The organism is Pseudomonas sp. E1BtOHC1, assembly GCF_058744285.1.
Window position 1 is genome coordinate 2,510,250 of sequence record NZ_CP196023.1, and the last position, 24,219, is coordinate 2,534,468.

A 24,219-nucleotide genomic window follows, 5' to 3' on the forward strand; every position below is an offset into this window, starting at 1 on the left:
CAGCCCGGGCGGATCGGAATAAAGCGATGCCAGGGACTGCTCCCCGCCGGGGGCCGTCCCTTTACGGTTTGGCACGACGGTGCCAAGACCTTTTGCCTCATCACACTAGAGGAACGACCGTGCATAACGTCGTCATCAGCGGCACCGGCCTGTTTACCCCGGCCAACAGCATTTCCAACGAAGAGCTGGTGGAGTCTTTCAATGCCTACGTCCACCAGTTCAATAGCGACAACGCTGCCGCCATCGAGCGCGGTGAAGTGCAGGCCCTGACGGAATCCAACGCCGCTTTCATCGAAAAAGCCTCGGGGATCAAAAGCCGCTTCGTCATGGACAAGGACGGCATTCTCGACCCGCAACGCATGGCCCCGCGCCTGCCGGAACGCTCCAACGACGAGTGGTCGGTGCTCTGCCAGATGGCGGTCGCCGCCGCCGAACAGGCCCTGCAACGAGCCGGCAAGACCGCCGCCGACATCGACGGGGTAATCGTTGCCTGTTCCAACCTGCAGCGTGCCTATCCGGCCATCGCCATTGAAGTCCAGGCTGCCCTGGGCATCCAGGGCTTCGGTTTTGACATGAACGTGGCCTGTTCTTCGGCGACCTTCGGCATTCAGGCCGCCTGCAACAGTGTGCAACTGGGTCAGGCCCGGGCGATCCTGATGGTCAACCCGGAAGTCTGCACCGGGCACCTGAACTTCCGTGACCGCGACAGCCACTTCATCTTCGGCGACGCCGCCACCGCGGTGATCGTCGAGCGGGCTGACCTGGCTACCTCCGAGCACCAGTTCGAGATCGTCAGCACCAAGCTGCTGACCCAGTTCTCCAACAACATCCGCAACAACTTCGGTTTCCTCAACCGCGCGGCGGAAGAGGGCGTGGGTGCCCGGGACAAGCTGTTCGTCCAGGAAGGCCGCAAGGTATTCCGTGACGTATGCCCGATGGTCGCCGAACTGATCGCGGCCCACCTGGAAGAAAACCAGCTCAATGTTGGCGACGTGAAGCGCTTCTGGCTGCACCAGGCCAACCTCAGCATGAACCACCTGATCGTCAAGAAACTCCTGGGCCGCGAAGCCACGGTGGAAGAGGCGCCGGTGATTCTCGACACTTACGCCAACACCAGTTCGGCGGGCTCGGTGATTGCCTTCCACAAGTACCAGGATGATCTGGCCAGCGGCTCCCTGGCCGTGCTCAGTTCCTTCGGCGCGGGTTATTCCATCGGTAGCGTACTGCTGCGCAAGCGTTGATCTAGGCTGAGTCGAGGTGTGGCGCGAGGTCTGGTTGGCGCGTCACACCCCATTCAAACCCGCATGATGAACGAGGCATGAATGGCCGCTGCTGATGACACGCAACTGCTAGAACGCCTTTTGGCGGGCGAACAAAAGGCTTACAAGGAACTGGTGAGCACTTACCAGAGCGCCATGCGCGCCGTGGCATATGCCATTGTCGGCAACCGCCACGCCGATGAAGTGGTGCAGGACGCCTGGCTGTCGGTGGTGCGCAACTTGTCAGGGTTCCAGGGGCGTTCCAGCCTCAAGACCTGGCTGCTGACCATCACCGCCAACGCCGCCAAGGGCCGTTACAAACAGAATCGTCGGGAAGTGCTGATGGATGACTTGCCTGCCCCTCACGGCACCGTGGGCGACGAGCGCTTCTCCTCTTCCGACGGTCACTGGCTGGTGGCGCCTTTTGCCTGGCACGAAGACACCCCCGAAGCCCTGCTGACCGAATCCGAGTTGCGCGAGTGCCTGGAGCACACGCTGCTCAGCCTGTCGGAACTGCAAAGCAGTGTCCTGCTGCTGCGCGAGCGCCAGGGCCTGGAGCTGGAAGAGATCTGTAATCTTCTCGGGCTTACGCTCTCCAATGTCCGGGTGCTGTTGCACCGGGCGCGCTTGAAAGTCTTCGCCACCGTGGAGCATTTTGAGGAAACCGGCCAATGCTGACCTGTAAGGAACAAGTGGCACGTTCCAGCGACTACCTGGATGGCCAGCTGAGTTTTCGCGAGCGCCTGATGGTTCGCCATCATCTGCTGTTCTGCCCCAATTGCCGGCGTTTCATTCGTCAGATGCGCCTGCTCCAGGCCACGTTGCGGGTGCTTCCCGAGCCGCCTCTGGAAGGCCTGGACGAACTGGCCGAACGCCTGGCTGCCGAGAACAAGCGCGACCTCTGACCTTCCCTCCATGCGGATGCCGCTGTGCATCCGCATCTGCCATCAATCTGTCATCCGATCGAAGGTGACAGTGCTGCAATGTCCCCCCATCCCCCCGCAAATCCTCACGAAAGCGCTCTAGCACGGGCTTCTCGTCTTATTTCATTTCGAAGTAAAAAAGTTCCCCTGTAATTAAATCTTTATCTATCAGCAACCCGGCTGAAATAACCCATCGCCAAGATTCCCACCCAACACCAGCGGGCCAACCCCGCGTGTTTTCCAACGCTACAGACCACCAATTAGGGGAACTCTTCGATGATCCGTAAGCACTTCGCCGGTTTTGCCGCCAGCGCCCTGGCCCTGGCAGTAACCGCCCAGGCTTTCGCTGGCACCGTCACCACCGACGGCGCCGATATCGTAGTCAAAACCAAGGGCGGCCTTGAGGTTGCTACCACCGACTCCGCATTCAGCTTCAAGCTGGGCGGTCGTCTGCAAGCCGACTATGGCCGTTTCGACGGGTTCTACACCAAGAATGGTGACACCGGCGACGGCGCCTACTTCCGCCGCGCCTATCTGGAATTGGGCGGCACCGCCTACAAGGATTGGAAATACCAGATCAACTACGACTTCTCCCACAACTCGGGCACCGCCGATGACGGTTACTTCGACGAGGCGTCCATCTCCTATGTGGGCTTCAAGCCGGTGACCATTCGTGCCGGTCGTTTCGATGCCGACTTCGGTCTGGAGAAGGCCACCAGCTCCAAGTGGGTCACCTCCATGGAGCGTAACGCCGCCTACGAGCTGGCCGACTGGATCAACTCCCACGAGAACGGCATGGGGCTGCAGGTCAGCTCGGTGGTGGCCGACATGGCTTACCTGTCCGGCAGCGTCTCGGCCAAGGACATCAACGACAGCGATGGCGACAGCGTCAAGCAGTTCAACGCCCGTGCCGTGTTTGCCCCGCTGCATGAAACCGGCAACGTCCTGCACTTCGGCCTGGACTTCGCCAGCCGCGACCTCAGTGACACCGCCTTCGACTCGCGGATTCGTCCTCGCCTGGGCGTGCGTGGCATCGCCACCAACGGCGGCAACGATGCCGGCACCAACGGCAACCGTGCCACCTTTGGCGGCGGCGCCGGCCTGAACGCCTCGAACCTGACGGCAGCAGGTGCTTATGACAATGACCGAGTGTTCGGCGGTGAGTTCGCCTTCGCCAGCGGCCCGTTCTCGGCCCAGGCGGAATACCTGACTCGCAAGCTCAAAGCCGACAGCAACGCTTACAAGGACGTCAAGGCCAGCGGTTTCTACGGCCAACTGGCCTACACCCTGACCGGCGAATCCCGGGTCTACAAACTCGACGGCGCCAAGTTCGACACCATCAAGCCCGAGAACAAGCAGTACGGTGCCTGGGAAGTGTTCTACCGCTACGACAACATCAAGGTCGATGACAAGAACATCGTCGCCGCCACCGCTACCCGTGAAGTCGGTGATGCCAAGGCCAACATGAACACCATCGGGGTCAACTGGTACGCCAACGAGGCGATCAAGATTTCCGCCAACTACATCAAGGTCAGCACCGACAAGATCACCAACAACGTTGGCGATGACAGCGGTGATGCCCTGGTGGCTCGAGTGCAGTACGTGTTCTAAGGCTGTTGCAACATCCAGGTAGAGCTCTTTCTCATCCGTTATAGCTCCTCTCGTTTTGACCCCGCTACGGCGGGGTTTTTTTATGCCTGAGCACGGCAATACGCTGTTTTTGCAGTGAAGGTGACAGCGACCGAAGGACGCTAGTTACCCCCTTGGCAGGCGTCAAATTTAAAAAACAAATAATGTCTGGATAGTTCCCGTCGAGATTTTTTTCGCTGTTGAAATTCGCCGTAAATTGCCCTCGCCGCAGCTGTTGGCAAAGGTGCTCATGGGCCAGTCGATGCGGGGGAATGGTGGATAAAGCGAGGGCGTCGAGACGGTTTTTTTTCTTGAGTGATTTTCTTTCTTAAAAAATATTACGGTTTCTTAGAGCGAAACTAGTGCGGTTGACAGCCTCTGAAAGGCTATGGAAGTATCAAAAAAGATCGCAGGTAAAATGTTGAAAAAGTTGCCGGGCAGATAGTGTTCTACACGGAGTTTTGTAGAACTGGTCAGGCTGCTTGTTGCCAGGGAAGTTAGAGTTTTAACCGGATTGTTAATACGCTGGTGGCCGGGGCTGATTTGTTTGCTCATGCCCGGGCCCGATAAACCCTTCAAGGAAGTGAAGGGCAGGGCAGAGTAATTAAGTACCCCTGTACCGGGGGTCGCAAGGGATTGCTGACATGACGAAAGTTGAACTTTACGACCCGACACTGCGGGACGGTAATCACGCGCTCGGGCACCGCCTTGGTCTGGAGGACATCAGTGCCTATTGCCGCGCCGTGGATGCCTGCGGGCTCTATTGCGTGGAGGTCGGCCATGGCAACGGCCTGGGGGCTTCCTCCCTGCAGTTGGGGCTGGCTCCCCACAGTGATGAGGCGATGTTGAGCACCGCCCGGGAAGCCTTGCAGCAGACCCGCCTGGGGATTCATGCGATTCCCGGGTTCGCCAAGCTCGATCATCTGCACATGGCCATCGAGCAGGGTGTGGATGTGCTGCGCATCGCCTGTCATTGCACCGAAGCCGATACCACCGCGCGCTACATCGAATTCGTCAAGTCACGGGGCGCCGAGGCCCAGGGCGTGCTGATGATGACCCACATGGCCAGTGCCCGGACCCTGCTGGAACAGGCTCGACTGCAGGTCGGCTATGGTGCCGACGCCATTGTGCTGATGGATTCCGCCGGGGCCTACATGGAGCAGGACGCCTTTGAAAAGGTCTCGCTGCTGGCCCAGGAGTTGCCGGTGCCCATCGGTTTTCACGGGCATAACAACCTGGGGCTGGCGGTGGCCAACAGCCTGAGCGCTGCCAGGGCCGGTGCGCGGTTGCTCGACGGCACCATCAATGGCCTCGGCGCCGGTGCCGGCAATACCCCCCTGGAAGTATTGGGCGCGGCGCTGATGAAGCTCGGTCTGCTGGACGAGGCCCGGGCCTTTGCCATGATCGCTGCCTCGGAGCAGACCACCGACCGGATCAAGAACGCTCAGCCCCATATCAGCGCCATGAACATTGTCAGCGGTTTGTACGGGGTGTTCTCGGGCTTTGAAAAACCGGTGTTGAAGGCGGCACAACAACATGGTGTCGAAGCGGTGGATATATATCGCGTGCTGGGGAAAAGAAGAGTAGTGGCAGGTCAGGAAGACCTGATTATTGAAGTTGCGATGAATCTGGCCAAGGCGCTGTGAATTCAACTGACTTCCCATAAGCAAGGAGAGCGCTTTATGGTACTTAGAGTCGCGATATTAGGCAGCGGTAATATTGGCTGTGATCTTTTATTGAAGGTCATGCGCAGCCCTTATTTGCAATGTGATTATTTTATAGGGCGCAATGAACACTCGGCGGGGCTGGAGTATGCGGCGAAACTGGGAGTGCGTTGCGATCATCGCGGTATTGATAAGTTAGTTGAACATCTGGATGAAGTTGATGTGGTGTTCGATGCCAGCAGTGCCCAGGCCCATCTGCAACATGCCCAAGTGTTGGAGGGGCAAGGCAAGTTGCTGATCAACCTGACCCCGGCGGATACCGGCGTCTGGTGTGTGCCGACGATCAATTCGAACACACTGCGGGATGTGGAGAACCTCAACATGGTCACCTGCGGTGGCCAGGCCTCCCTGCCGATCGTGCACGCGCTGCGGCGCACCGGGCAGCACCTGAACTACGTGGAGGCGGTGTCGTCGATTTCCGCCCGCAGTGCCGGCGCCGCAACCCGGCTGAATGTGAACGAGTACCTGTGCACCACGGAGAAGGCCCTCAAGCATTTTTCCGGCGCCCCGAGCGTCAAGTCGATCCTCAACATCAACCCGGCCGATCCGCCGGTGGACATGCAGACCACGATCTTCGCCCTGATAGACAAGCCGGACATGTCCGAGCTGCGGCACAGTGCCCGCGTGATGCTCGATCAGGTGCGCCAGTACATGCCCGGCTACTCGCTGATCATGGAGCCCAGCCTGATCGACGGCAAAGTGGTGACCATGGTCCGGGCCAGGGGGGCAGGGGATTACTTGCCGGCCTATGCGGGCAATCTGGACATCATCACCAGTGCGGCAGTCCGGGCCGCCGAAGATCGTTACCGGAACTGAACCCAGGACGGGTTCGAGGTTTATCTCAGGAGAGTGTCGACATGACCACGGTATATGGAACCTACGGGCCGAAGCTCAAGCGACTGCCCGAGTGGGTCAAGCGCGTGACCGACTTCGTCTACGAGAAGTTGGGCCGACGTCAGCATTTCTACAGCGGTGAAAGCGCCTTCGCCCAGGAGCGCGGAGCGGAGTTCGCCCGGCGTCTGGCCCAGGGCGAGAGCCTGTACCTGCTGGGGGTCGGCCCCTTTGGGCACAACACCGGCGTGGCCCTGATCAAGGTCAGTGCCAAGGATGGCATCAACATCATCGCCAACAACGAGGAGGAGCGCTTCAGCGCGGAAAAGCACTCCAACAAGTTTCCCGAACACAGCCTGGCGGAGATCCGCCTGATCATGGCCAACCGCAAGATCAGCGCGCAGGACATCTTCTGCATTCTTGGCAGTTGGGACTACATCCGCGCCCTGGGCTTTGACCTGAAAATCATCTTCGAGCATGCCCCCAGCAGCCTGACCCTGCTCAACCCGCGGCACGACCCGAACTTCAACCTCAGCCACTTGGTCAAGGGCCTGGGAGCGCCCAAGCGGATCTCCCACAGCCTGGGCCTGGAGACCACCCAGCCGCTGATCGGCATGCATCACCACAACAACCACGCCTACCTGGCCTACGCCTTGTCGCCGTTCGCCCGGGAGCCTGAGCCGGTGATTCTCACGGTGCTCGACGGCACCGGCGACAACGGCGCCATTTCGCTGTACGAAGTCCGCGACGGCCAGGTCATCTGCCACCGGCAGAATCAGAGCACCATCGACTCCCTGGGCTACCTGTATGGCTATATCAGCTCGACCCAGGGCGGCTGGAGTTTCCTCAGCTCCGAAGGGCGCTACATGGGGGCCGCCGCCTGGGGCAATGCCAGCCGCCTGACCAATCCCTATTACAAGCGCCTGCGGCAGATCCTGTATTTCGCCGAGGAAGGCAACATCCACGTCAACCGGACCATGGTCAACTGGCACATCAAGAGCCACACCGAACCCTATGGCCAGCCGTTGATCGACATCCTCGGCGCGCCCATCGCTCCGGGGGACATGTGGAACCCGGACAGCGTGCTCAGCGTCGATGACATCGAGCATTCGGACATCACCCAGGATCGGGTCGACAAGGCCCAGGCCCTGCAACTGGTGTTCGAGGACGCGCTGTTCCATATCGTCGACCACCTGATCCGCAAGACCGGCGCCCACAAGCTGGTGCTCACCGGCGGCACGGCGCTCAATTGCATTGCCAACATGCACCTGGTCCAGCACTTCGATCGGGACTACTTCAAGCGCTACCTGGGTCAGGACCAGTGCCTGAAGATCTGGGTGCCACCGATCCCCAGCGACTGCGGTGTGGCCCTGGGCGCGGCGCTACAGTTCGCCATGCGCAATGGCGCCGCGGCGCGCAACGATTTCGCCAGCCCGTACCTGTGTGGCCTGGCACCGTCCACTGCGCAGATCCAGCGCGCGGTGGTCGAGGAGCAGGGGGTCGAGGCCCGCAAGATCGGCTCCCTGAACCAGGCGGATTCCCTGGCCGAGGTGGCGCGCTTCATGGCCAGCCTGGTGTGCAATAACGCGGTGATCGGGGTGTTCCAGGGGCCGGCGGAAACCGGTCCGCGGGCCTTGGGCAATCGCAGCATCCTGGCCAACCCGTGCAATCCCAACACCCTGGAACTGCTCAACTCGAAAGTGAAGTTCCGGGAGAAGATCCGGCCGTTGGCGCCCATGGTCACCCTGGAAGAAGCCCACCGGCTGTTCGAGCTCGATGAAGGGGCCAAGACCGACGATTACTCGGCCTACAACTACATGGTGCTCACCGCCCGGGCGCGCCCCGAGGCCCGCAGCCGGGTTCCGGCGGTGGTCCATGTGGACGGCACCAGTCGCCTGCAGATCGTGCGCCAGTCCCTCAACCCGCTGATCCACGCCTACCTCAAGCAGATGGGGAAACAGTGCGGAGTCGAGGCCTCGGTGAACACTTCGCTGAACGTCGGCAGCCCGATCGCCCAGACCCCGGCTCATGCCCTGCAGACCCTCAAACGGGCCAAGGGCATGGACGCACTGATCATGGTCGGCGCCAGTGGCGACATCTTCGCAGTGTGGAAAACCGACAGCGATTTCAAGCGGCGGCTGGCGGTGTTCGAAGCCCAGGCCCTCGACGTCATGCCTACCTGACAGGCCCCTACTTACTCGAATTCCGGAGAGCATCATGACCGACAACACTCAACCTCAGGCCACCAACAAGTACCGTAACAACCTCAAGGCTTTCGATTACGGCAACCAGTTCTGGGACGAATCCGAACGCAACGGCCTGGCGGGCATCGTCGCCAATCTGGTGGGGGACGGCAGCCTGGAAACGGCCGATGGCCATCGATTCATCAACGTCAGTTGCTGTTCCTATCTGGACCTGGATTCCCATCCGAGCATTGTCCAGGGTGCGATTGACGCCTTGCATCGCTACGGTGTGCTGGACCACTGCATTTCCCGGATCCGCATCCAGATTCCGGCGCTGCTGGAGCTGGAGGCGTCGCTCTCGCAGCTGTTCGAGGCCAAGGTCATCACCGCCATTTCCGCAGGCGCGGCCACGGCGGGCATTCTCCCATTGCTGGCGTCCGGGCACCTGACCCAGGGCGTGCGCCCGGTGATGGCTTTTGACAAGTTCGCGCACTTTTCCATGAGCCTGTACAAGCCGGTGTGCGGCGACGAGACCGAAGTGTTCACCATCGGCCACAACGACATGAATGCCCTGGAAGACCTGTGCCGCAAATACCGCAAGGTCGCCTACGTCGCCGACGGCACCTACAGCATGGGCGGCCACGCAGCCCTTGGGGACCTGCTGACCCTGCAGGAAAAGTACGGCCTGTTCCTCTACCTCGACGACTCTCACTCGCTGTCCATCGTCGGTCGGCACGGCGAGGGCTATGTCCGTTCACACATCGATCAGGTCAATGAGAACACCATCATTGTCGCCACCCTGAACAAGGCGTTCGGCACCAGTGGCGCGGCCATCATGTTCGGTCCCAAGGGCAAGCAGGTGGAGGACATCCTGACCCGTTTCGGCGGGCCGATGGCCTGGTCGCAGCCGATGAACACCGCGGCCATCGGCGCTTCCCTGGCATCCGCCGAGCTGCATCGCGGCCCCGAGCTGGCGCTGCGGCAGAACGCCCTGTCGCGCAACATCCAGCTGTTCGACGAGTTCATCCGTACCGAGCAGGCCGGCAATGCCTTTCCGATCCGCCTGGTGCAGTTGCCCAACGACAAGGTGATCCGTAGCGGCCGATTGCTGTTCGAAAACGGCTTCTATGTGTCGCCGGTGTTCTTCCCCATCGTGGCCAAGGACAACGCCGGGCTGCGGGTCATGTTGCGCTCCACCATCAGTGAGGAGCAGGTGCTGTCCATGTGCGGCCTGCTGCGTGATTGCATCGAGTCCTGAACCCCCATCCATTGCTGCGAGTGTCCGGTTATGCAAACCCGTGGTTATTCGGTTGCCCCCATTCCCCGGTTGCCCCGTTCAATCCTTTACACCCCGGCCTTCAACCTCGAGCGGCTGCAGGGTGCTCGGGAGGCGGGGGCCGATGTCTGCCTGATCGACCTGGAAGATTCGGTGCCCCCGGCCAGGAAAGCCCAGGCCCGGGAGCATTGCCTGCAACTGCTCAAGGCCCCGGCGTCTGCTTCCCGGGTGGCGGTGCGGATCAACGAACTGCGCTCGCCCCAAGGCCTGCTGGACCTTGAGGCCTTCATCCGCCATGGCGTGGCGCCGGACATCGTGATGCTGACCATGGTCCGCGATGCCTGCGAACTGGAGATCGTTCGTGCCCAGCTCAGCGGCCTGGAGCACCCGGTGCAGCTGTACGTCACCGTGGAGACCCTGGAGGCCATCGACGCCATCGACAGGATTGCCAGCCAGTGCTCGGGGCTGGTGTTCGGCTCGGCGGACTTTGCGGCCGAGCTGGGGGTGGAAATCGGCTGGGAAAACATGCTCTACGCCCGTCAGCGCATCGCCAACGCGGCGGCGCGCTACGACATCGCCGCCATCGACACCGCCTGCTATCACCTGGACGACCCGCAGCTGTTGCTGCAGGAAAGCCGGGCGGTCAAGGCCTTGGGATTCCATGGCAAGGCCATCGTCCATCCACGCCAGCTGGCCACGGTCATGGAGGTGTTCAGCCCCAGCCCCGGCGAGCTGGAACGGGCCCGGGAGATCCTGCGTCGGGCGGAGCACAGCCAGGGCGAAATCTTCACCCTGGATGGCGACATGATCGGTCCTCCATTCATCAAGAAGGCCCGCAAGCTGCTGAACAATTTCACCCAGGAGCCACATCCATGATCTCGACCCTGCAACGGCTGGACAACGGTGAGTACCTGGAGTCGCCGGGGATGTTCTTCGAGGACTTCAAGCCCGGCGACGTGATTCGTCACTGGCCCGGGCGCACCGTGCTGGAAACCGACAACACCTGGCTGACCCTGCTGTCGATGAACCATCACCCTCTGCACTTCGATCAGGAGTACGCCAAGGACACGGAGTTCGGCAAGGTCCTGGTCAACAGCGTGGTGACCTTCGCCATCATCAATGGCATGTCGGTGCAGACCATGAGCTTTCGCACCCTGGCCAATCTGGGCTGGGATCAGGTGCGGCTGTCGGCCCCGGTGTTCATCGGCGACACCCTCTACGCCAAGTCGAAGGTCCTGGCCATCCGTCCCAGCCGTTCACGGCCGGGGCAGGGGATCGCCACCATCGAGACCGAAGGCTTCAAGGCCGATGGCAGCGTGGTGCTCAGTTACCAGCGTTCATTCCTGGTGCCGCGGCGCGAGCCTCTGGCGCTGCCTGCGGTGGAACAGGAGGCCCCATGAATTTTCTCAGTCTCGATCGCCAGGCCATGGCCCGGGCACTGTCCATGCACGAGGCCATCGAGGCCCTGCGCCAGGCCCTGGCACCGGCCATGGCGGATGGCGTGCAAGTGCCGGCGCGAACCATCATGACCCTGGGCGCCAGTGCCGACAGCAACCAAGTGCTGGTGATGCCGGCAGCCCTGCCACTGGCCCAGGCCGTGGCGGTCAAGGTCTCGACCATCACCCCGGACAACCCTGGTAGCGGCCGGCCGCTGATCCATGCCCTGGTGATCCTGCTCAGCAGCCAGACCGGGGAAATCCTCGCGCTGATGGAAGGCGCCCAGCTGACGGCCCTGCGTACCGGGGCCATGGCCGGGCTGGCCACCGACCTGCTGGCGCGGCCCGAATCCCGGGTACTGGCGGTGATCGGCGCCGGGGTCCAGGCCCGCAGCCAGATCGAGGCGGTCTGTGCGGTGCGGCCCATCGAACAGCTGTTGCTGCATTCCAGGTCCCTCGACAAGGCCCGGGCCCTGGCGGCCTGGGTCAGCGATCGCGGGCTGTGCACGCAGGTCATGGTGACCGACAGCGTGGCCCAGGCGGTGCGCACGGCGGACGTGATCTGCACCGCCACCTCCACGGCCAGCGCAGAGCCTTTGGTGCGGGCCGCGGATGTGCGCCCCGGGACCCATATCAATGCCATCGGCGGGGTCGATGAAATTGCCTGCGAGATCGATCCGCTGTTGCTGGGACAGGCAGCGGTGTATGTCGAGGAGCGCGATGCTGCCCTGCGTGAGGCCGGCGAGCTGATTCAAAGCCTGCGCCTGGGGGTGCTGATGCCTGGCGATGTGCAGGAAATCGCCAGCCTGCTGGGCGGGGCCGCCGACCCTCGGCGCATCGGCAGCAGCCTGTTCAAGTCAGTGGGCACGGCGATCCAGGATGTGGCGGTGGCGGCAGCCTTGCTGCGCGCGGCACGGACCAAGGGGCTGGGCACACGCATCAGCCTCTGAAACCACAGTGCCTGGAGTCCAGGCACGACAAGGATGAATACATGGCAGAACAACGATTGTCCGGCAAGAACGTGCTGATCACCGGCGCCAGTCATGGCATTGGCCAGGCCATTGCCCTGGCCATGGCGCGAGAAGGGGCCAATGTGGCGTTCACCTATCAGCGCGATGAAGCCGCCGCGGCCCAGGTGCTGGGTCAACTGCAGGAGTTGGGAGTGAAGTGCCAGGCCTTCCAGGTGGATGCGGGGGAGGCCAGTGCCGCGTCGCAACTGGCCGGGCAGGTCCTCGCTGTGTTCGATGAGCTGCATGTGCTGGTCAACAATGTCGGCATCACCACGCGCACGGGATTTCTCGAAACCAGTGTCGAGGACTACCACAAGGTGATGAATGCCAACCTGCGGTTTCCGTTCTTTCTGACCCAGGCGGTGATCGCCCATATGCTCGAACGGCGGATCGCCGGCAGCGTGATCAACGTGTCTTCCATCAGCGCCTTCAAGGCCATCAGCCAGATGGCTCACTACCAGTCGTCCAAGGCAGGGCTGTCGATGCTGTCCAAGAGCCTGGCCTATGAGTTCGCCGCCCAGGGCATTCGGGTCAATACCCTGTCGCCCGGGCTGACCGCCACCCAGGGCAACCGCAACCAGTGGCAGAACGATCCGCAGTTGTGGCGCGAACGGGGCAAGGACATTCCCATGGGCCGGGCCGGCACTCCCCAGGATCACGCCGGCGCGGCGGTGTTTCTGGCCAGTGACGAAGCCGCCTGGGTGACCGGCGCCGACATCGTGATCGATGGCGGCGAAGCGACCCTCTGATTCACCCCCACCGAGGGCTTGTCCCTCATTCCCATCAGGAAGCGCGATCCATGAATTTTGAAGAGCTCAATCGCCCGTTGTTCGATGTGTTTGGCCAGCGCAATCCGCAGTTGATCAAGCCTCAGGGGTTCAAGGCGACCCCCTTTCCCCTGGCGCTGTTTCCCGCTGCGGCCTTCAAGGCGGTGGCCGCTGACTTGCGTCTGATTCTGGCGGCGCAGTCGCGGATACTCGCCCATTTGCTGACCCTGCACAGTCGCGAGGACATCCTCGAACTGTTCAATGTGCCGGTCCAGGTCCGTGACCTGGTGGATTGGTCGCTGCTGGAAAAGGGCGGACGGTTGATCGGCCGGGCGGACGTGCTGCTGAGCCAGGACGGCCAGTACCAGCTGTGCGAGCTGAACATCGGCCCGGCCATCGAAGGCCCGCAGTTGCACGAATTCTGCTCGCGCTTTCTGGAGTCGCGAGGGGTGCAGCTCAGTGGGTTCGAACACGGGCAATCGCCTTATGTCGATCTGGCGCGGTTGATCCAGCGCTTGTGCAAGGAGCAGCGGCGCAGCCGGGTGGTGCTCCTGGATCTTGAAGCCTATGACCATTGGGGAGGCGCCTCGGCCTACCAGCCGTTGTTGCGCCATGTGCGTCAGGCCTGTCCGGACCTGGAGGTGGTGCTGATCAAGGAGCATCAGTACCAGGCGCAGTGGCTGAGCGCCGAAGAGGGCGCGCGAACCCTGGTCTATCGCCTGTTCCTGGAGGAGGAAATCGTCGATGGCGGCGATCTGGTGCGGCGTATCTGCGGCTCGGGTGCCTTGCTGCTCAACACCTTTGAAAACTACGTGAGCGGCTGCAAGTCATGGTTTTCGCTGTTTCATGAGCCGGCGCTGCGGGCGGTGCTGGACGAAGAGCAGCGCGCCGCCATCGATCGCCGGATACCGCTGACGGTGCGGGTCAGTGCGCAAAACCTTGAGGGCCTGCTGCAGCGGCGCCAAGAGCTGGTGTTCAAACCGTGCAACTCCACCGGTGGCAAGGGGGTGATCCTCGGTGAGGAAGCCACTGACGAACTGATCCGCGCCAGCATCGGTCCAAGACACGGTGAATGGATTGCCCAGGCCACTATCCGCCAGCGCTCCTATGGCTTGCCCCAGGCCTTCTGGAACCGGCCGGTGGAGCAGTTCGTGGTGTTTGGCCTGTACTACATCAATCAGCAGATGTCGGGTCTGTATTTTCGCTGCAACGGTCGCTCCAGGGCGGTCAATGTACTGTCCGGCGGTATGCCGGGCTGGGCGCTGCCGATCACCGACCAGGAGCACCGGTTGCTGCTGGCGGAACTCAAGATACAGGAGCATGAGTCGTGCCCCTTAGCGCAATGAACCAGGGTCTGGGGGGGCAGGCTCCCCCGGGCGGGAGACGTGGGCCGGCCCATGGTTGAAAGAACCTTCAGTTGGACGCGCTACGCAACCCTGCCCAGGGAGGTCCATGTGGTGCTGTTCGGCACCCTGTTGACCCGCGGCGCGTTCTTCATGATCTGGCCGTTCCTGGCGATTTTCCTGTACCAGGACTATCACCTGAGCGCGACGCTGATCGGCACCCTGCTGGCGGTGGCCATGGTGGGCGGCGCGCTGAGCAGTATCTACACCGGCTGGCTGTCGGACCGCTTCGGGCGACGGCGCTTGATTCTGGCGGGCGCCTTGTTGAGCGCGCTGTCGTTCCTGCTGTTCATCAAGGCCGGCTCGGTGTTCTGGTTCGGCGTGGCCGTGGCCGGAGTGAGCGTGGGCTGTTCGCTGCTGGAGTCGACCTGCAAAGTGCTGATCGGCGATTACGTGGAGGATCTGCAGTCCCGGGAACTGGCGCTGTATGCCAACTATTTCCTGGTGAACGTCGGTGGCTCCATCGGGCCGTTGATCGGCATGTTGCTGCTGTCCAGCGTGCGCTCCCTGGTGTTCGCCGCCTGCGCCCTGGTGTACACGATTTTCGGCCTGCTGCTGTGGCGTCTGCTGCGGGACAAGGAGGCCCGGGCGCAGCGGCATACCAGCGCTCCGACCCCCAACTTCCTGGTGGCCTTCGGTGCGGTGCTCAAGCATCGGCGATTTACCCTGCTGATGCTGTGCAACACCGTGGCGGCCTTTGTCTATGCCTCGTTCGATTCGACCCTGCCGCAGTACCTGGCGCGCAGCGAAGTGCAGGACCCAGTGACCCTGCTGGTGATCCTGATCACCCTCAACTCGCTGATTGTGGTCTTTACTCAGTTTCCTCTGTTGCGCTTGTTGGAGGCCTATTCCACTCGCTGTCGGCTGTTCTGGGGCATGGCCCTGATGCTAGCCTCGCAGCTGGTGTTCGCCGGCTCGCCGGTGACACTGTTCTGGGGGCTGGCGCTGGCCACGCTGCTGTTGAGCGTGGGCGAGCTGATCGTGTTCCCGATCTTCAGCATCGAAGTCGACCGGCTGGCTCAGGAGAGCCTGCGCGGCACCTATTTCGGGGTCTCCAGCCTTTATCGGGTGGGCATCGCCCTGTCGCCGATCTACGGTGGCGGCATGCTCGATCTGGTGGGGGGGCAATGGATGTTCATAGGGCTGGCCGCGTTGTGCGGGCTGGTCATGGTGGTACAAAATTACGCCGTCAGGTAAAGGGCAGGGTTGCCGCCTGAGGTTCGAAATCTTCAAGGATGAGGTGTATCCGACATGTCTGTAATGCGCATTCTGGACCAACGTTTCGCGGCCGCCCTCAACGGCCTGGGCGCCACTGACAGTCCGCCGGTGATCCAGCTGGCCAGCCGTCCCGAGTTCGGCGATTTCCAGATGAGTGGAGTGATGGCCGCGGCCAAGAAGCTGGGCCTGGCGCCGCGCGAACTGGCCCTGCAACTGGTGGAGCGGGTGGACCTGCGGGGCATCGCCGAGCACCTGCAGATCGCCGGGCCGGGCTTCATCAATATTTCCCTCGACAAGGACTTCCTGCGCGAGCGCCTGGAGCATGCGCTGCTGACCCGCAACCTGGGAGTCGAGCCGCAGCCGGCCAAGCGGGTGATGGTGGAGTACGCCTCGGTCAACCTGGCCAAGGAAATGCACGTCGGGCACCTGCGCGGCAGCATCATTGGCGACGCCCTGGCGCGGATCAATCTGTTCATGGGCCAGGACGTGATCCTGCAGAGTCATGTCGGCGACTGGGGCACCCAGTTCGGCATGCTCCTGGCTTATATGAAGGAGGCCACCGACACCTGCCGGCAGGACTACGAACTGCGGGACCTGAACCGCTTCTACCAACAGGCCAAGCTGCGCTTCGACGAATCGGAGGATTTTGCCCGCCGTGCCCGGGATTATGTGGTCCGGCTGCAACAGGGAGATGCCGAGGTGCTGCGCATGTGGCACACCTTCGTCGAGGTGTCGCTGTCCCACTCCCTGGATATCTTCCAGCGCCTGGGCCTGTTGCTCAAACAGTCGGACATCCGTGGCGAGAGTTTCTACAACGATGACCTGCAGCCCCTGGTCCAGGCCCTGCAGGACAAGGGCCTGCTGACCGAAAGCCAGGGCGCCAGGGTGGTCATGCTGGCGGAGTACGCCAACAAGGAGGGCCAGGAGGCGGCCTTTATCGTGCAGAAGCAGGGCGGTGGCTTTCTCTATGCCACCACGGACCTGGCGGCGATCCGTTTTCGCATTCGTCAGCTCAAGCTCGACCGCTGCCTGTATGTGGTGGATGTGCGCCAGTCCCTGCATTTCCAGCAGTTGTTCCTGGTGGCGCGCAAGGCCGGCTTCCTGCCGCCCCAGGCAGATTTCGAGCATGTCAGCCATGGCACGATCAAGGGCGCCGATGGCAAGCCGTTGAAGACCAAGTCCGGCGAGTCGGTCAAGCTCGACGCGTTGCTGACCGAGGCGGTGGAGCGGGCCGAGGTGCTGATCGCCGCGAAGAACAATGGGCTGGACCCCCAGGCCCGTCAGCACGTGGCCCGGGTGGTGGGCATCGGCGCGCTGAAGTACGCCGACCTGTCCCGTCATCGCAACACCGACTATGTGTTCGACTGGGACGCGATGCTGTCCTTCGAGGGCAATACCGCGCCTTACCTGCAATACGCCTACACTCGGGCCAACCGCGTGCTGACCCGGGCCGGGAGCGTCAAGGAACAAGGCCTGCAGATCATCGAGCCCCATGAGCACAGCCTGGCCATCGAGCTGCTGCGTTTCGAGGATGTGATGTTGCAAGTGCTGCGTGAAAGCCTGCCCCATGTGCTTTGTGCCTACCTGTATGGGCTGGCCACGGTGTTTTCGCGTTTCTACGAGTCCTGCCCGGTGATTGCTGACGAGCGCGTCGATGGTTCGCGGCTGAAACTCTGTGAGTTGACCGCCCGCACCCTGAAGGAGGGCCTGGGGCTGTTGGGGATCGAGGTGGTCGACACCATGTGATGCCCTGAGCGTGGCCAAGGCGGGGCGGGTGCCTCGCCTCGGGCAAAGGGCTCAGGGACAGGCGGTTTCGTGCAGGTACAGCCACTGCACCGAATCGTCCCGGACCCGGATGATCGCCAGTGACAGGCGCGAGGTCTGGCTCTGGTTCAGGCAATGGGTTTCCTTGTAGCGGATCGCCGCGCTGTGGCCTTCGTGCCACAGGCAGTGCAGATCGCTGATGATGATTTCCAGCCCCGTTCGGGTGCCCAGGGCGCCGCGAAACAGCTGCTCCACCTGTTCCCGGCCGACTATCGCGCCGCTGGTGGTCACCATCTGGAAATCTTCGGCGAACAACGGCAGCAGTTGTTCGATGCAGGCTGCGCCATCCCCCCGTTGATCGGTGAAGACACTGTGAATCAGTTGATGAATCCAGTGCACGCTGTACTGCGCCTGTTTAATGATCGAGTTGGGCATGGGAGGCCTTTTGTGGGTTGAGTCTGCCGAGGGCCGGCAAGGGAAGCAGGCCGGCCAGGGCGGCCAGCAGCAGGCTCAGGTGATAGGCCGCGAGAGCGTCCAGGTACCTGAGCAGGAGGTTGTAGAGCATCAGCAGCAAGGCCGCGCCAAGGCTGAAGGCCATCTGCCGGTTGATGTTCCAGATCACACTGGCCTTGTGCGTGTCGCTGCCGCTGAAGTCCAGCAGGGCGGTGGTCTGGGCGGTATTGGCGCCGGCGCCGCCGCCAAGGCCCATCAGCAGGTAGGCCAGCATGATCAGCGGCAGGTCGGACGTCGCATTGACCCAGCACAGCGTGACGATGCCGGCGCTGTGCAGCACCAGGGCGATGGCGAACAGTCGCGGGGCGCCGATGCGGTGGTAGTAACGCCCGCAGGCCAGCATCGCCAGCAGCGCGCCGGCGGCATACAGCAACATGAACATGCCGCTGTGTTGCGCGCTCAGGTGCAGGCTGTCCTGCAGGAAGAACAGGCTCAGCAGGTTGACGCCGGTGAAGATCCCGGGAATTGCGTGGTAGATGCCCACCGACAGGCCGAGGCGGGGATTGTTCAGCAGGTGCAGATCGACGATGGGCTGTGGGCAAGTCTGGCAGTGCCTGCGGTACAGCGCGGCGAACAGCAGGCCGGCCGCGAGGCAGAGCAGGGCCTGATAGGCCGGGTAGCCGCTGCCGTACAGCGACATGCCCAGCAGCAGGCTGCCCAGGCTGGCGCTCACCAGCAGCAGGCCGCGCAGGTCCGGTGGGGCCGGATGCGCCGTGCGTTCGCTGCGGACCCAGCGCCAGGACAGCAGCGCCGCCAGCAATGACAACGGCAGGCTGGCGAAGAACACCCAGCGCCAGGAACTGTGGTCGACGATCGCGCCGCCCAGGGTCGGCGAGAGTGCCGGGGCCAGCAATGCCACGGCCATGATCAGGGTCGAGATGCGTGCCCGTTGCGGGCCCTGGAACAGGTTGAAGGTCAAGGCCTGCCCCAGGGGAATCAGCAGGCCGCCGGCCATGCCCTGCACCAGTCGCCAGAACACCAGCCACCTGAAGTCGTCGGCCAGCCCGCAGAGCAGGGCCGCGCCACTGAACAGCAGCATCGAGGCGCTGAGGATCTCCCGGCTGCCGAAGCGTCCTGCCAGCCAGGTGCTGATGGGAATCACCAGGGTCAGGCCGAGCATGTAGGCGTTGGCGACCCAGGCCACGCTGGCGCTGGATACCTGCCAGTGCGCGGCGATGCTCGGCAGGGCCACCGCTGACATGAAGATGTTCACGCAGTCGATAAAGAATCCGAGAAGAAATACCACCGCCACTTTGTATCTGTAGGTCATGCCGCCTCCGTTTTGCCCGCAGCATAGGGAGCCTGGGCTGAGACTGTCGAGAAGCCTATACTTGACGCATTGTTTAATAGGATTTGACAGTGAGCGAGACCTTTCACGGCCAATTGCATCGGGTGCAGACCTTTCTCGCGGTGGTGGACTTTGGCTCCTACACCCGCGCCGCGCAGTATCTGGGCATCAGCAAGGCCATGGCGAGCCTGCATATCAAGGCGCTGGAGCAGGCCCTGGCCAGTACCTTGCTGATCCGCACCACACGGCATATCGCCCTGACGGAAAGCGGCCAGGACCTGTATGACGAATTCAAAGGGATTGTCGCCAATATCGATACGGCCTTTGACAACGTACTGCATGGGCGTAACCGGGTTTCGGGCAAATTGCGCATCAGCTCCACGGCGGAGTACGCAGAGACTTTCGTGCTGCCGATCCTGCCGTTGTTCACGGCGCGCTACCCCGAAGTGCGCCTGAGTTACCACTTCAATTCGTCGTTGAATGACTTGGTGGCGGAAAAGCTCGATCTGGTGATTCGCCTCGGCCACCTGGCGGACTCGGGGTTCAAGGGCCGCAAGCTGGCGGACTATGGCATCGCCCTGGTGGCCAGCCCGGACCTGCTCCATGGCCAGGAACTGCTGCAGGCCGAGGATCTGAGCCGCTTGCCGTGGATCGGCAACAGCAATCTGGCGGGGCCGCCCAGCTGGACCTTCAATCATCCGCGTCGGGGCGAGGTGGAGGTGCGGGTCAACCCTGGGCACGAGTCCAATTCGGCAACGGCGATTCGCGCCCTGGCCCTGGCCGGCCTGGGGCTGGCGGTGCTGCCGGAATGGCTGGTGCTCGACGACCTGGCCAATGGGCGCCTGGTGCGGGTGCTGGCGCAGTACAGCCTGGCGCCGCAGCCGGTGCATGTGCTGTTTCCCAACAGCGCCCACTTGCCGCGCAAGTCCCGGGTGTTCATCGATTTTCTTGCGGAGCATCTGGGGCGTTGAGCTCGCGCCAGGGCCGTGGCTGTTTCGGTGAGTCCGGGGATGGGGGATACTCGCCGGGTTGTCCGATCTGAATCCCGGGGACCCCAATGCCGCTGCAATCCTTGAACAGTCTGTCTGCCGTCGATCCTGTGCAATGGGATGGCCTGCTCAAGGACGGGCAACCCTTTGTCCGTCACGCCTTTCTCAGTGCCCTGGAAGACAGTGGCAGCCTGGGCCCGCGCTCCGGCTGGCAGGCCGAGCACCTGCTGCATGTGGAAGACGGCCGGCTGCTGGCGGCCCTGCCCAGTTATCGCAAATGGCACTCCTACGGTGAATATGTGTTCGATCACGGCTGGGCCGATGCCTGCGCGCGGGCCGGGATCGACTACTACCCCAAGCTGCTGACGGCGGTGCCGTTCAGCCCGGTCAGCGGCGCCCGGGTGCTGGCGGCGACCCAGGCGGATGCCTTCGAGCTGCTGAAAAGCCTGCCCGGCTACCTGGAGATCGAAGGGCTTTCCAGCGCCCATATCAACTTCACCGATAACTTCAGCGATCAGGCCCTGGAACAGCAACCGGGCTGGTTGCAGCGCCTGGGCTGTCAGTTCCATTGGCAGAATCGCGGCTACCGGGACTTTCAGGATTTTCTCGACGCCTTGAGCTCGCGCAAGCGCAAGCAGATGCGCAAGGAGCGCGAACAGGTGGCGGGGCAGGGCTTTGATTTCCAGTGGTTCGAAGGCCATGAACTGGACGAAGCCCAGTGGGATTTCGTCTATGCCTGCTACGCCAATACCTATGCGGTGCGGCGCCAGGCGCCGTACCTGACCCGGGCCTTCTTCAGCCTGCTGGCCGAGCGCATGCCCGAGGCGATTCGCGTGGTCCTGGCCAAGCAGGGCGGCCGCCCGGTGGCCATGGCGTTCAGCCTAGTGGGGGGCGACAGCTTCTACGGCCGCTATTGGGGCTGCCTGGCGGAGTTTGACCGCCTGCATTTCGAGACCTGTTTCTATCAGGGCATGGAGTACGCCATCGCCCAGGGGCTGCAGCGCTTCGACGCCGGGGCCCAAGGCGAGCACAAACTGATTCGGGGCTTCGAGCCCGTGATCACCCGCTCCTGGCATTACCTGCGTCACCCCGGGCTGAATGCCGCGGTGAAGGATTTCCTGCAACAGGAGCGGGCCGGGATTCGCGCTTATGCCGAGGAGGCGAGGGACGCCTTGCCCTATCGGCAGGCGTGATCCTCGCCGCCTTTGCTCAGCTGTCTTCCTTGCCCAGCCAGCGGTAGAGCACGGCGCCGATCACCGCGCCGAGGATCGGCGCCAGCCAGAACAGCCACAGCTGATGCAGGGCCCAGCCGCCGACGATCAGCGCCGGTCCGGTGCTGCGGGCCGGGTTGACCGAGGTGTTGGTCACCGGGATCGAGATCAGGTGGATCAGCGTCAAGGCCAGGCCGATGGCGATGGGCGCCAGCCCCGCCGGGGCGCGTTTGTCGGTGGCGCCCAGAATGATCACCACGAACATTCCGGTCATCACCAGCTCACAGACAAACCCCGCGGCCATCGAGTAGCCGCCGGGTGAGTGTTCGCCATAGCCGTTGGAGGCCAGCCCCGAGGCCAGCTCGAAGCCGGGCTTGCCGCTGGCAATGAAATACAGCAGCGCTGCGGCGATGACTCCACCGATCACTTGCGCCACGACATAGGCCGGCAGTTCCCTGGCCGGAAAGCGTCCGCCCACCACCAGGCCCACGGACACGGCGGGGTTCAGGTGGCAGCCGGAAATATGGCCGATGGCGAACGCCATGGTCAGTACCGTCAGGCCGAATGCCAGGGCCACCCCCAGCAGACCGATGCCGACATTGGGAAACGCCGCCGCCAGCACAGCGCTGCCGCACCCGCCGAGAACCAGCCAGAAGGTCCCGAGCAATTCAGTCATGGAACGTTTGAACAAAGACATGAGTGAGTCCTTGATAGGTCAACCTATCAACGCGATACAACTGTTATGCATCCCGCGGGTTAACTACAGGTTCTGTCCCGGAACCTAGGCTCAGTACAGCAGGCTTTTGGCGCAATTCCAGCCCGTCTATAAAAACGCCAGGGCCCCTGGAAACAGGGCCCTGGCGTTTATTGGTGGGCGTGGGACGAAGGTTTTTGCGCTATCAGTCGATACCGACAAAACCTCCGGTCTGGTGCTGCCACAGGCGCGCGTACAAACCGCCATGGGCCAGCAGTTCGGCGTGGGTGCCGGCCTCGGCAATGCGCCCCTGTTCCAGGACGATCAGGCGGTCCATGCGGGCGATGGTGGAGAGGCGGTGAGCGATGGCGATTACGGTCTTGCCCTGCATCAGGGTTTCCAGGCTTTCCTGGATCGCCGCCTCCACTTCCGAGTCCAGGGCCGAGGTGGCTTCGTCCATGATCAGGATCGGCGCGTCCTTGAGCAGCACCCGGGCAATGGCGATGCGCTGGCGCTGGCCGCCGGACAGCTTGACCCCGCGCTCGCCGACGTGGGCATCGAAGCCGGTGCGGCCCTGGGCGTCGGAAAGCTGCGGGATGAACTCGTCGGCGCGAGCCTTGCGCACCGCTTCCCAGAGTTCCTCGTCGGTGGCATCGGGGCGGCCGTAGAGCAGGTTGTCACGGATCGAACGGTGCAGCAGCGAGGTGTCCTGAGTGATCATGCCGATGCGCTCGCGCAGGCTTTCCTGGGTCACCTCGGCGATGTTCTGGCCGTCGATGAGGATCTGTCCGCCCTGCAGGTCGTAGAGGCGCAGCAGCAGGTTGACCAGGGTTGATTTGCCGGCCCCGGACGGGCCGATCAGGCCGATCTTCTCCCCGGGACGAATGTCCAGGTTGAGGTCGCTGATGACCTTGTTGGCCTTGCCGTAATGGAACTCCACATGCTCGAAGCGCACGCCGCCCTTGGCCACCGCCAGCTTCGGCGCCTGCTCGCGGTCGGTGAGTTGCAGCGGTTGGGCGATGGTCTTGAGGCCGTCCTCGACCATGCCGATGTTCTCGAAGATGCCGTTGATCACCCACATGATCCAGCCGGACATGTTGACGATACGGATCACCAGGCCGGTGGCCAGGGCAATGGCCCCGGCGCTGATCAGTGATTGGCTCCACAGCCACAGGGCCAGGCCCGTGGTGCCGACGATCAGCAGGCCGTTGAGGCTGGTGATGGTCACGTCCATGGCGGTGACCACACGACCCGCCAGCTGGCTTTTCTCGGTTTGCTCGGCGATGGCTTCGCGGGCGTAGCTCTGCTCGAAATGGGTGTGGGCAAAGAGCTTGAGGGTGGTGATGTTGGTGTAGCCGTCGACGATCCGCCCCATGAGTTTGGAGCGGGCGTCGGAGGCGTCCACCGAGCGCTTCTGGATGCGTGGCACGAAGTAGCGCATGGCGCCGATGAAACCGGCGATCCACAGCAGCAGGGGGATCATCAGGCGCCAGTCGGCGTCAGCGAACAGCACCAAAGAACCGATGGCATAGATGGTCACGTGCCACAGGGCGTCGATCACCTGCACCGAGGAGTCCTGCAGCGAATAGCCGGTCTGCATGATGCGCTGGGCGATGCGCCCGGCGAAGTCGTTCTGGAAGAAGTTCAGGCTCTGGCGCAGCACGTAGCTGTGGTTCTGCCAGCGGATCAGGCTGGTCATGCCGGGGTTGATAGTCTGGTGCATCAGCAGGTCGTGCAGGCCGACCATCAGCGGCCGGAACAGCAAGGCCACCACCGCCATCCAGGCCAGTTCCAGGCCGTGGTCGGTGAACACCTGGACGCTGGGCGTGCCCTGGGCCAGGTCGATGATGGTGCTCAGGTAGCTGAACAGCGACACCTCGATCAGGGCCACGAACAGGCCCACCACCAGCAGGGCGACGAAGCTGGGCCAGACTTGCTTGATGTAGTGGAAGTAGAAGGGCAGGACCCGATTGGGTGGGGTGGCGCTGGGAGCGTCGCGAAAGATATCGATCAGTTGTTCAAAACGACGATAGAGCATGGGGTCTGAAGCCCGTTATGCGGGCTCTCCTGTTCTGAAAGCGGACGGGGCGCCGGGTAGGGC

The 24,219-nt window shown here is 62.7% G+C and carries 21 protein-coding genes; 17 read left to right on the forward strand and 4 right to left on the reverse strand.

Going from position 1 to position 24,219, the window contains the following annotated elements:
* Positions 1-119 precede the first annotated feature (119 nt).
* From ACSSVC_RS11535 to argS, 15 genes are all read left to right on the forward strand, one after another.
* Positions 120-1,241 (forward strand): beta-ketoacyl-ACP synthase III, encoded by a 1,122-nt coding sequence (locus tag ACSSVC_RS11535; RefSeq protein ID WP_492612299.1) that lies wholly within the window; start codon positions 120-122, stop codon positions 1,239-1,241.
* A gap of 81 nt (positions 1,242-1,322) precedes the next feature.
* Complete coding sequence (locus ACSSVC_RS11540; protein ID WP_346634839.1) at positions 1,323-1,937, forward strand: RNA polymerase sigma factor; 615 nt, start codon at positions 1,323-1,325, stop codon at positions 1,935-1,937.
* Positions 1,931-2,164, forward strand: coding sequence for an anti-sigma factor family protein (locus tag ACSSVC_RS11545; RefSeq protein WP_123726423.1), 234 nt, complete (start codon positions 1,931-1,933; stop codon positions 2,162-2,164). The genes ACSSVC_RS11540 and ACSSVC_RS11545 overlap by 7 nt, the downstream gene beginning before the upstream one ends.
* A 294-nt stretch (positions 2,165-2,458) precedes the next feature.
* On the forward strand, positions 2,459-3,793 hold the full coding sequence (locus ACSSVC_RS11550) for an OprO/OprP family phosphate-selective porin (RefSeq protein ID WP_346634838.1): 1,335 nt from the start codon (positions 2,459-2,461) through the stop codon (positions 3,791-3,793).
* 662 nt (positions 3,794-4,455) lie between these two features.
* The gene (gene dmpG, locus ACSSVC_RS11555; RefSeq protein WP_404938642.1) at positions 4,456-5,457 is read left to right on the forward strand and encodes a 4-hydroxy-2-oxovalerate aldolase; all 1,002 of its coding nucleotides are present in this window, start codon (positions 4,456-4,458) and stop codon (positions 5,455-5,457) included.
* A gap of 36 nt (positions 5,458-5,493) precedes the next feature.
* Positions 5,494-6,351 carry an acetaldehyde dehydrogenase (acetylating) gene (locus ACSSVC_RS11560; RefSeq protein ID WP_446438907.1) on the forward strand — a complete coding sequence of 286 codons (858 nt, stop codon included), beginning with the start codon at positions 5,494-5,496 and terminating at the stop codon, positions 6,349-6,351.
* A gap of 41 nt (positions 6,352-6,392) precedes the next feature.
* Positions 6,393-8,549: a carbamoyltransferase C-terminal domain-containing protein gene (locus tag ACSSVC_RS11565; RefSeq protein WP_492612300.1), complete on the forward strand. Its 2,157-nt coding sequence runs from the start codon at positions 6,393-6,395 to the stop codon at positions 8,547-8,549.
* A gap of 34 nt (positions 8,550-8,583) precedes the next feature.
* The gene (locus ACSSVC_RS11570) at positions 8,584-9,807 is read left to right on the forward strand and encodes an 8-amino-7-oxononanoate synthase family protein (protein WP_346634834.1); all 1,224 of its coding nucleotides are present in this window, start codon (positions 8,584-8,586) and stop codon (positions 9,805-9,807) included.
* Positions 9,808-9,837: 30 nt separating this feature from the next.
* On the forward strand, positions 9,838-10,701 hold the full coding sequence (locus ACSSVC_RS11575; protein ID WP_446438906.1) for an HpcH/HpaI aldolase/citrate lyase family protein: 864 nt from the start codon (positions 9,838-9,840) through the stop codon (positions 10,699-10,701).
* On the forward strand, positions 10,698-11,225 hold the full coding sequence (locus ACSSVC_RS11580) for a MaoC family dehydratase (RefSeq protein ID WP_402889127.1): 528 nt from the start codon (positions 10,698-10,700) through the stop codon (positions 11,223-11,225). Before ACSSVC_RS11575 ends, ACSSVC_RS11580 begins: the two co-directional genes overlap by 4 nt.
* On the forward strand, positions 11,222-12,211 hold the full coding sequence (locus tag ACSSVC_RS11585) for an ornithine cyclodeaminase family protein (protein WP_404938644.1): 990 nt from the start codon (positions 11,222-11,224) through the stop codon (positions 12,209-12,211). The genes ACSSVC_RS11580 and ACSSVC_RS11585 overlap by 4 nt, the downstream gene beginning before the upstream one ends.
* Positions 12,212-12,252: 41 nt before the next feature.
* Complete coding sequence (locus ACSSVC_RS11590) at positions 12,253-13,020, forward strand: SDR family NAD(P)-dependent oxidoreductase (protein ID WP_346634830.1); 768 nt, start codon at positions 12,253-12,255, stop codon at positions 13,018-13,020.
* Positions 13,021-13,070: 50 nt separating this feature from the next.
* Positions 13,071-14,384 carry a hypothetical protein gene (locus ACSSVC_RS11595; RefSeq protein WP_404938649.1) on the forward strand — a complete coding sequence of 438 codons (1,314 nt, stop codon included), beginning with the start codon at positions 13,071-13,073 and terminating at the stop codon, positions 14,382-14,384.
* A 51-nt stretch (positions 14,385-14,435) separates the two neighbouring features.
* Complete coding sequence (locus ACSSVC_RS11600; protein ID WP_404938651.1) at positions 14,436-15,638, forward strand: MDR family MFS transporter; 1,203 nt, start codon at positions 14,436-14,438, stop codon at positions 15,636-15,638.
* Positions 15,639-15,692: 54 nt separating this feature from the next.
* Entirely contained in the window at positions 15,693-17,405 is a 1,713-nt protein-coding gene (gene argS / locus ACSSVC_RS11605) for an arginine--tRNA ligase (protein WP_492612301.1), read from the forward strand.
* 51 nt (positions 17,406-17,456) lie between these two features.
* Here the strand turns inward: argS and ACSSVC_RS11610 are convergent, their stop codons facing one another.
* Entirely contained in the window at positions 17,457-17,858 is a 402-nt protein-coding gene (locus ACSSVC_RS11610; RefSeq protein WP_404938655.1) for a DUF4440 domain-containing protein, read from the reverse strand.
* Positions 17,839-19,206 carry an MFS transporter gene (locus ACSSVC_RS11615; RefSeq protein WP_492612302.1) on the reverse strand — a complete coding sequence of 456 codons (1,368 nt, stop codon included), beginning with the start codon at positions 19,204-19,206 and terminating at the stop codon, positions 17,839-17,841. The genes ACSSVC_RS11610 and ACSSVC_RS11615 overlap by 20 nt, the downstream gene beginning before the upstream one ends.
* 83 nt (positions 19,207-19,289) lie before the next feature.
* Between ACSSVC_RS11615 and ACSSVC_RS11620 the strand changes: the two genes are divergently transcribed.
* A complete protein-coding gene (locus ACSSVC_RS11620; RefSeq protein ID WP_446438904.1) occupies positions 19,290-20,195 on the forward strand; it encodes a LysR family transcriptional regulator in 906 nt (301 codons plus the stop codon).
* Between the two features lie 86 nt (positions 20,196-20,281).
* Positions 20,282-21,406, forward strand: a complete 1,125-nt coding sequence (locus ACSSVC_RS11625) for a GNAT family N-acetyltransferase (protein ID WP_346634823.1) — start codon at positions 20,282-20,284, stop codon at positions 21,404-21,406.
* Positions 21,407-21,422: 16 nt separating this feature from the next.
* Here the strand turns inward: ACSSVC_RS11625 and aqpZ are convergent, their stop codons facing one another.
* Both aqpZ and ACSSVC_RS11635 read right to left on the reverse strand, forming a co-directional pair.
* Entirely contained in the window at positions 21,423-22,121 is a 699-nt protein-coding gene (gene aqpZ, locus ACSSVC_RS11630; RefSeq protein WP_346634822.1) for an aquaporin Z, read from the reverse strand.
* Positions 22,122-22,323: 202 nt separating this feature from the next.
* Entirely contained in the window at positions 22,324-24,156 is a 1,833-nt protein-coding gene (locus tag ACSSVC_RS11635) for an ABC transporter ATP-binding protein (RefSeq protein WP_123726408.1), read from the reverse strand.
* Between the last annotated feature and the right edge of the window lie 63 nt (positions 24,157-24,219).

Coding starts and splice junctions, on each gene's coding strand:
- aqpZ (WP_346634822.1), bottom strand. CDS start 22,121: ATGTCTTTGTTCAAACGTTCCATGACTGAATTGCTCGGGACCTTCTGG.
- ACSSVC_RS11615 (WP_492612302.1), bottom strand. CDS start 19,206: ATGACCTACAGATACAAAGTGGCGGTGGTATTTCTTCTCGGATTCTTT.
- ACSSVC_RS11595 (WP_404938649.1), top strand. CDS start 13,071: ATGAATTTTGAAGAGCTCAATCGCCCGTTGTTCGATGTGTTTGGCCAG.
- ACSSVC_RS11625 (WP_346634823.1), top strand. CDS start 20,282: ATGCCGCTGCAATCCTTGAACAGTCTGTCTGCCGTCGATCCTGTGCAA.
- ACSSVC_RS11540 (WP_346634839.1), top strand. CDS start 1,323: ATGGCCGCTGCTGATGACACGCAACTGCTAGAACGCCTTTTGGCGGGC.
- ACSSVC_RS11545 (WP_123726423.1), top strand. CDS start 1,931: ATGCTGACCTGTAAGGAACAAGTGGCACGTTCCAGCGACTACCTGGAT.
- ACSSVC_RS11575 (WP_446438906.1), top strand. CDS start 9,838: ATGCAAACCCGTGGTTATTCGGTTGCCCCCATTCCCCGGTTGCCCCGT.
- ACSSVC_RS11610 (WP_404938655.1), bottom strand. CDS start 17,858: ATGCCCAACTCGATCATTAAACAGGCGCAGTACAGCGTGCACTGGATT.
- ACSSVC_RS11550 (WP_346634838.1), top strand. CDS start 2,459: ATGATCCGTAAGCACTTCGCCGGTTTTGCCGCCAGCGCCCTGGCCCTG.
- ACSSVC_RS11560 (WP_446438907.1), top strand. CDS start 5,494: ATGGTACTTAGAGTCGCGATATTAGGCAGCGGTAATATTGGCTGTGAT.
- ACSSVC_RS11570 (WP_346634834.1), top strand. CDS start 8,584: ATGACCGACAACACTCAACCTCAGGCCACCAACAAGTACCGTAACAAC.
- ACSSVC_RS11580 (WP_402889127.1), top strand. CDS start 10,698: ATGATCTCGACCCTGCAACGGCTGGACAACGGTGAGTACCTGGAGTCG.
- ACSSVC_RS11635 (WP_123726408.1), bottom strand. CDS start 24,156: ATGCTCTATCGTCGTTTTGAACAACTGATCGATATCTTTCGCGACGCT.
- ACSSVC_RS11565 (WP_492612300.1), top strand. CDS start 6,393: ATGACCACGGTATATGGAACCTACGGGCCGAAGCTCAAGCGACTGCCC.
- dmpG (WP_404938642.1), top strand. CDS start 4,456: ATGACGAAAGTTGAACTTTACGACCCGACACTGCGGGACGGTAATCAC.
- ACSSVC_RS11585 (WP_404938644.1), top strand. CDS start 11,222: ATGAATTTTCTCAGTCTCGATCGCCAGGCCATGGCCCGGGCACTGTCC.
- argS (WP_492612301.1), top strand. CDS start 15,693: ATGTCTGTAATGCGCATTCTGGACCAACGTTTCGCGGCCGCCCTCAAC.
- ACSSVC_RS11600 (WP_404938651.1), top strand. CDS start 14,436: ATGGTTGAAAGAACCTTCAGTTGGACGCGCTACGCAACCCTGCCCAGG.
- ACSSVC_RS11590 (WP_346634830.1), top strand. CDS start 12,253: ATGGCAGAACAACGATTGTCCGGCAAGAACGTGCTGATCACCGGCGCC.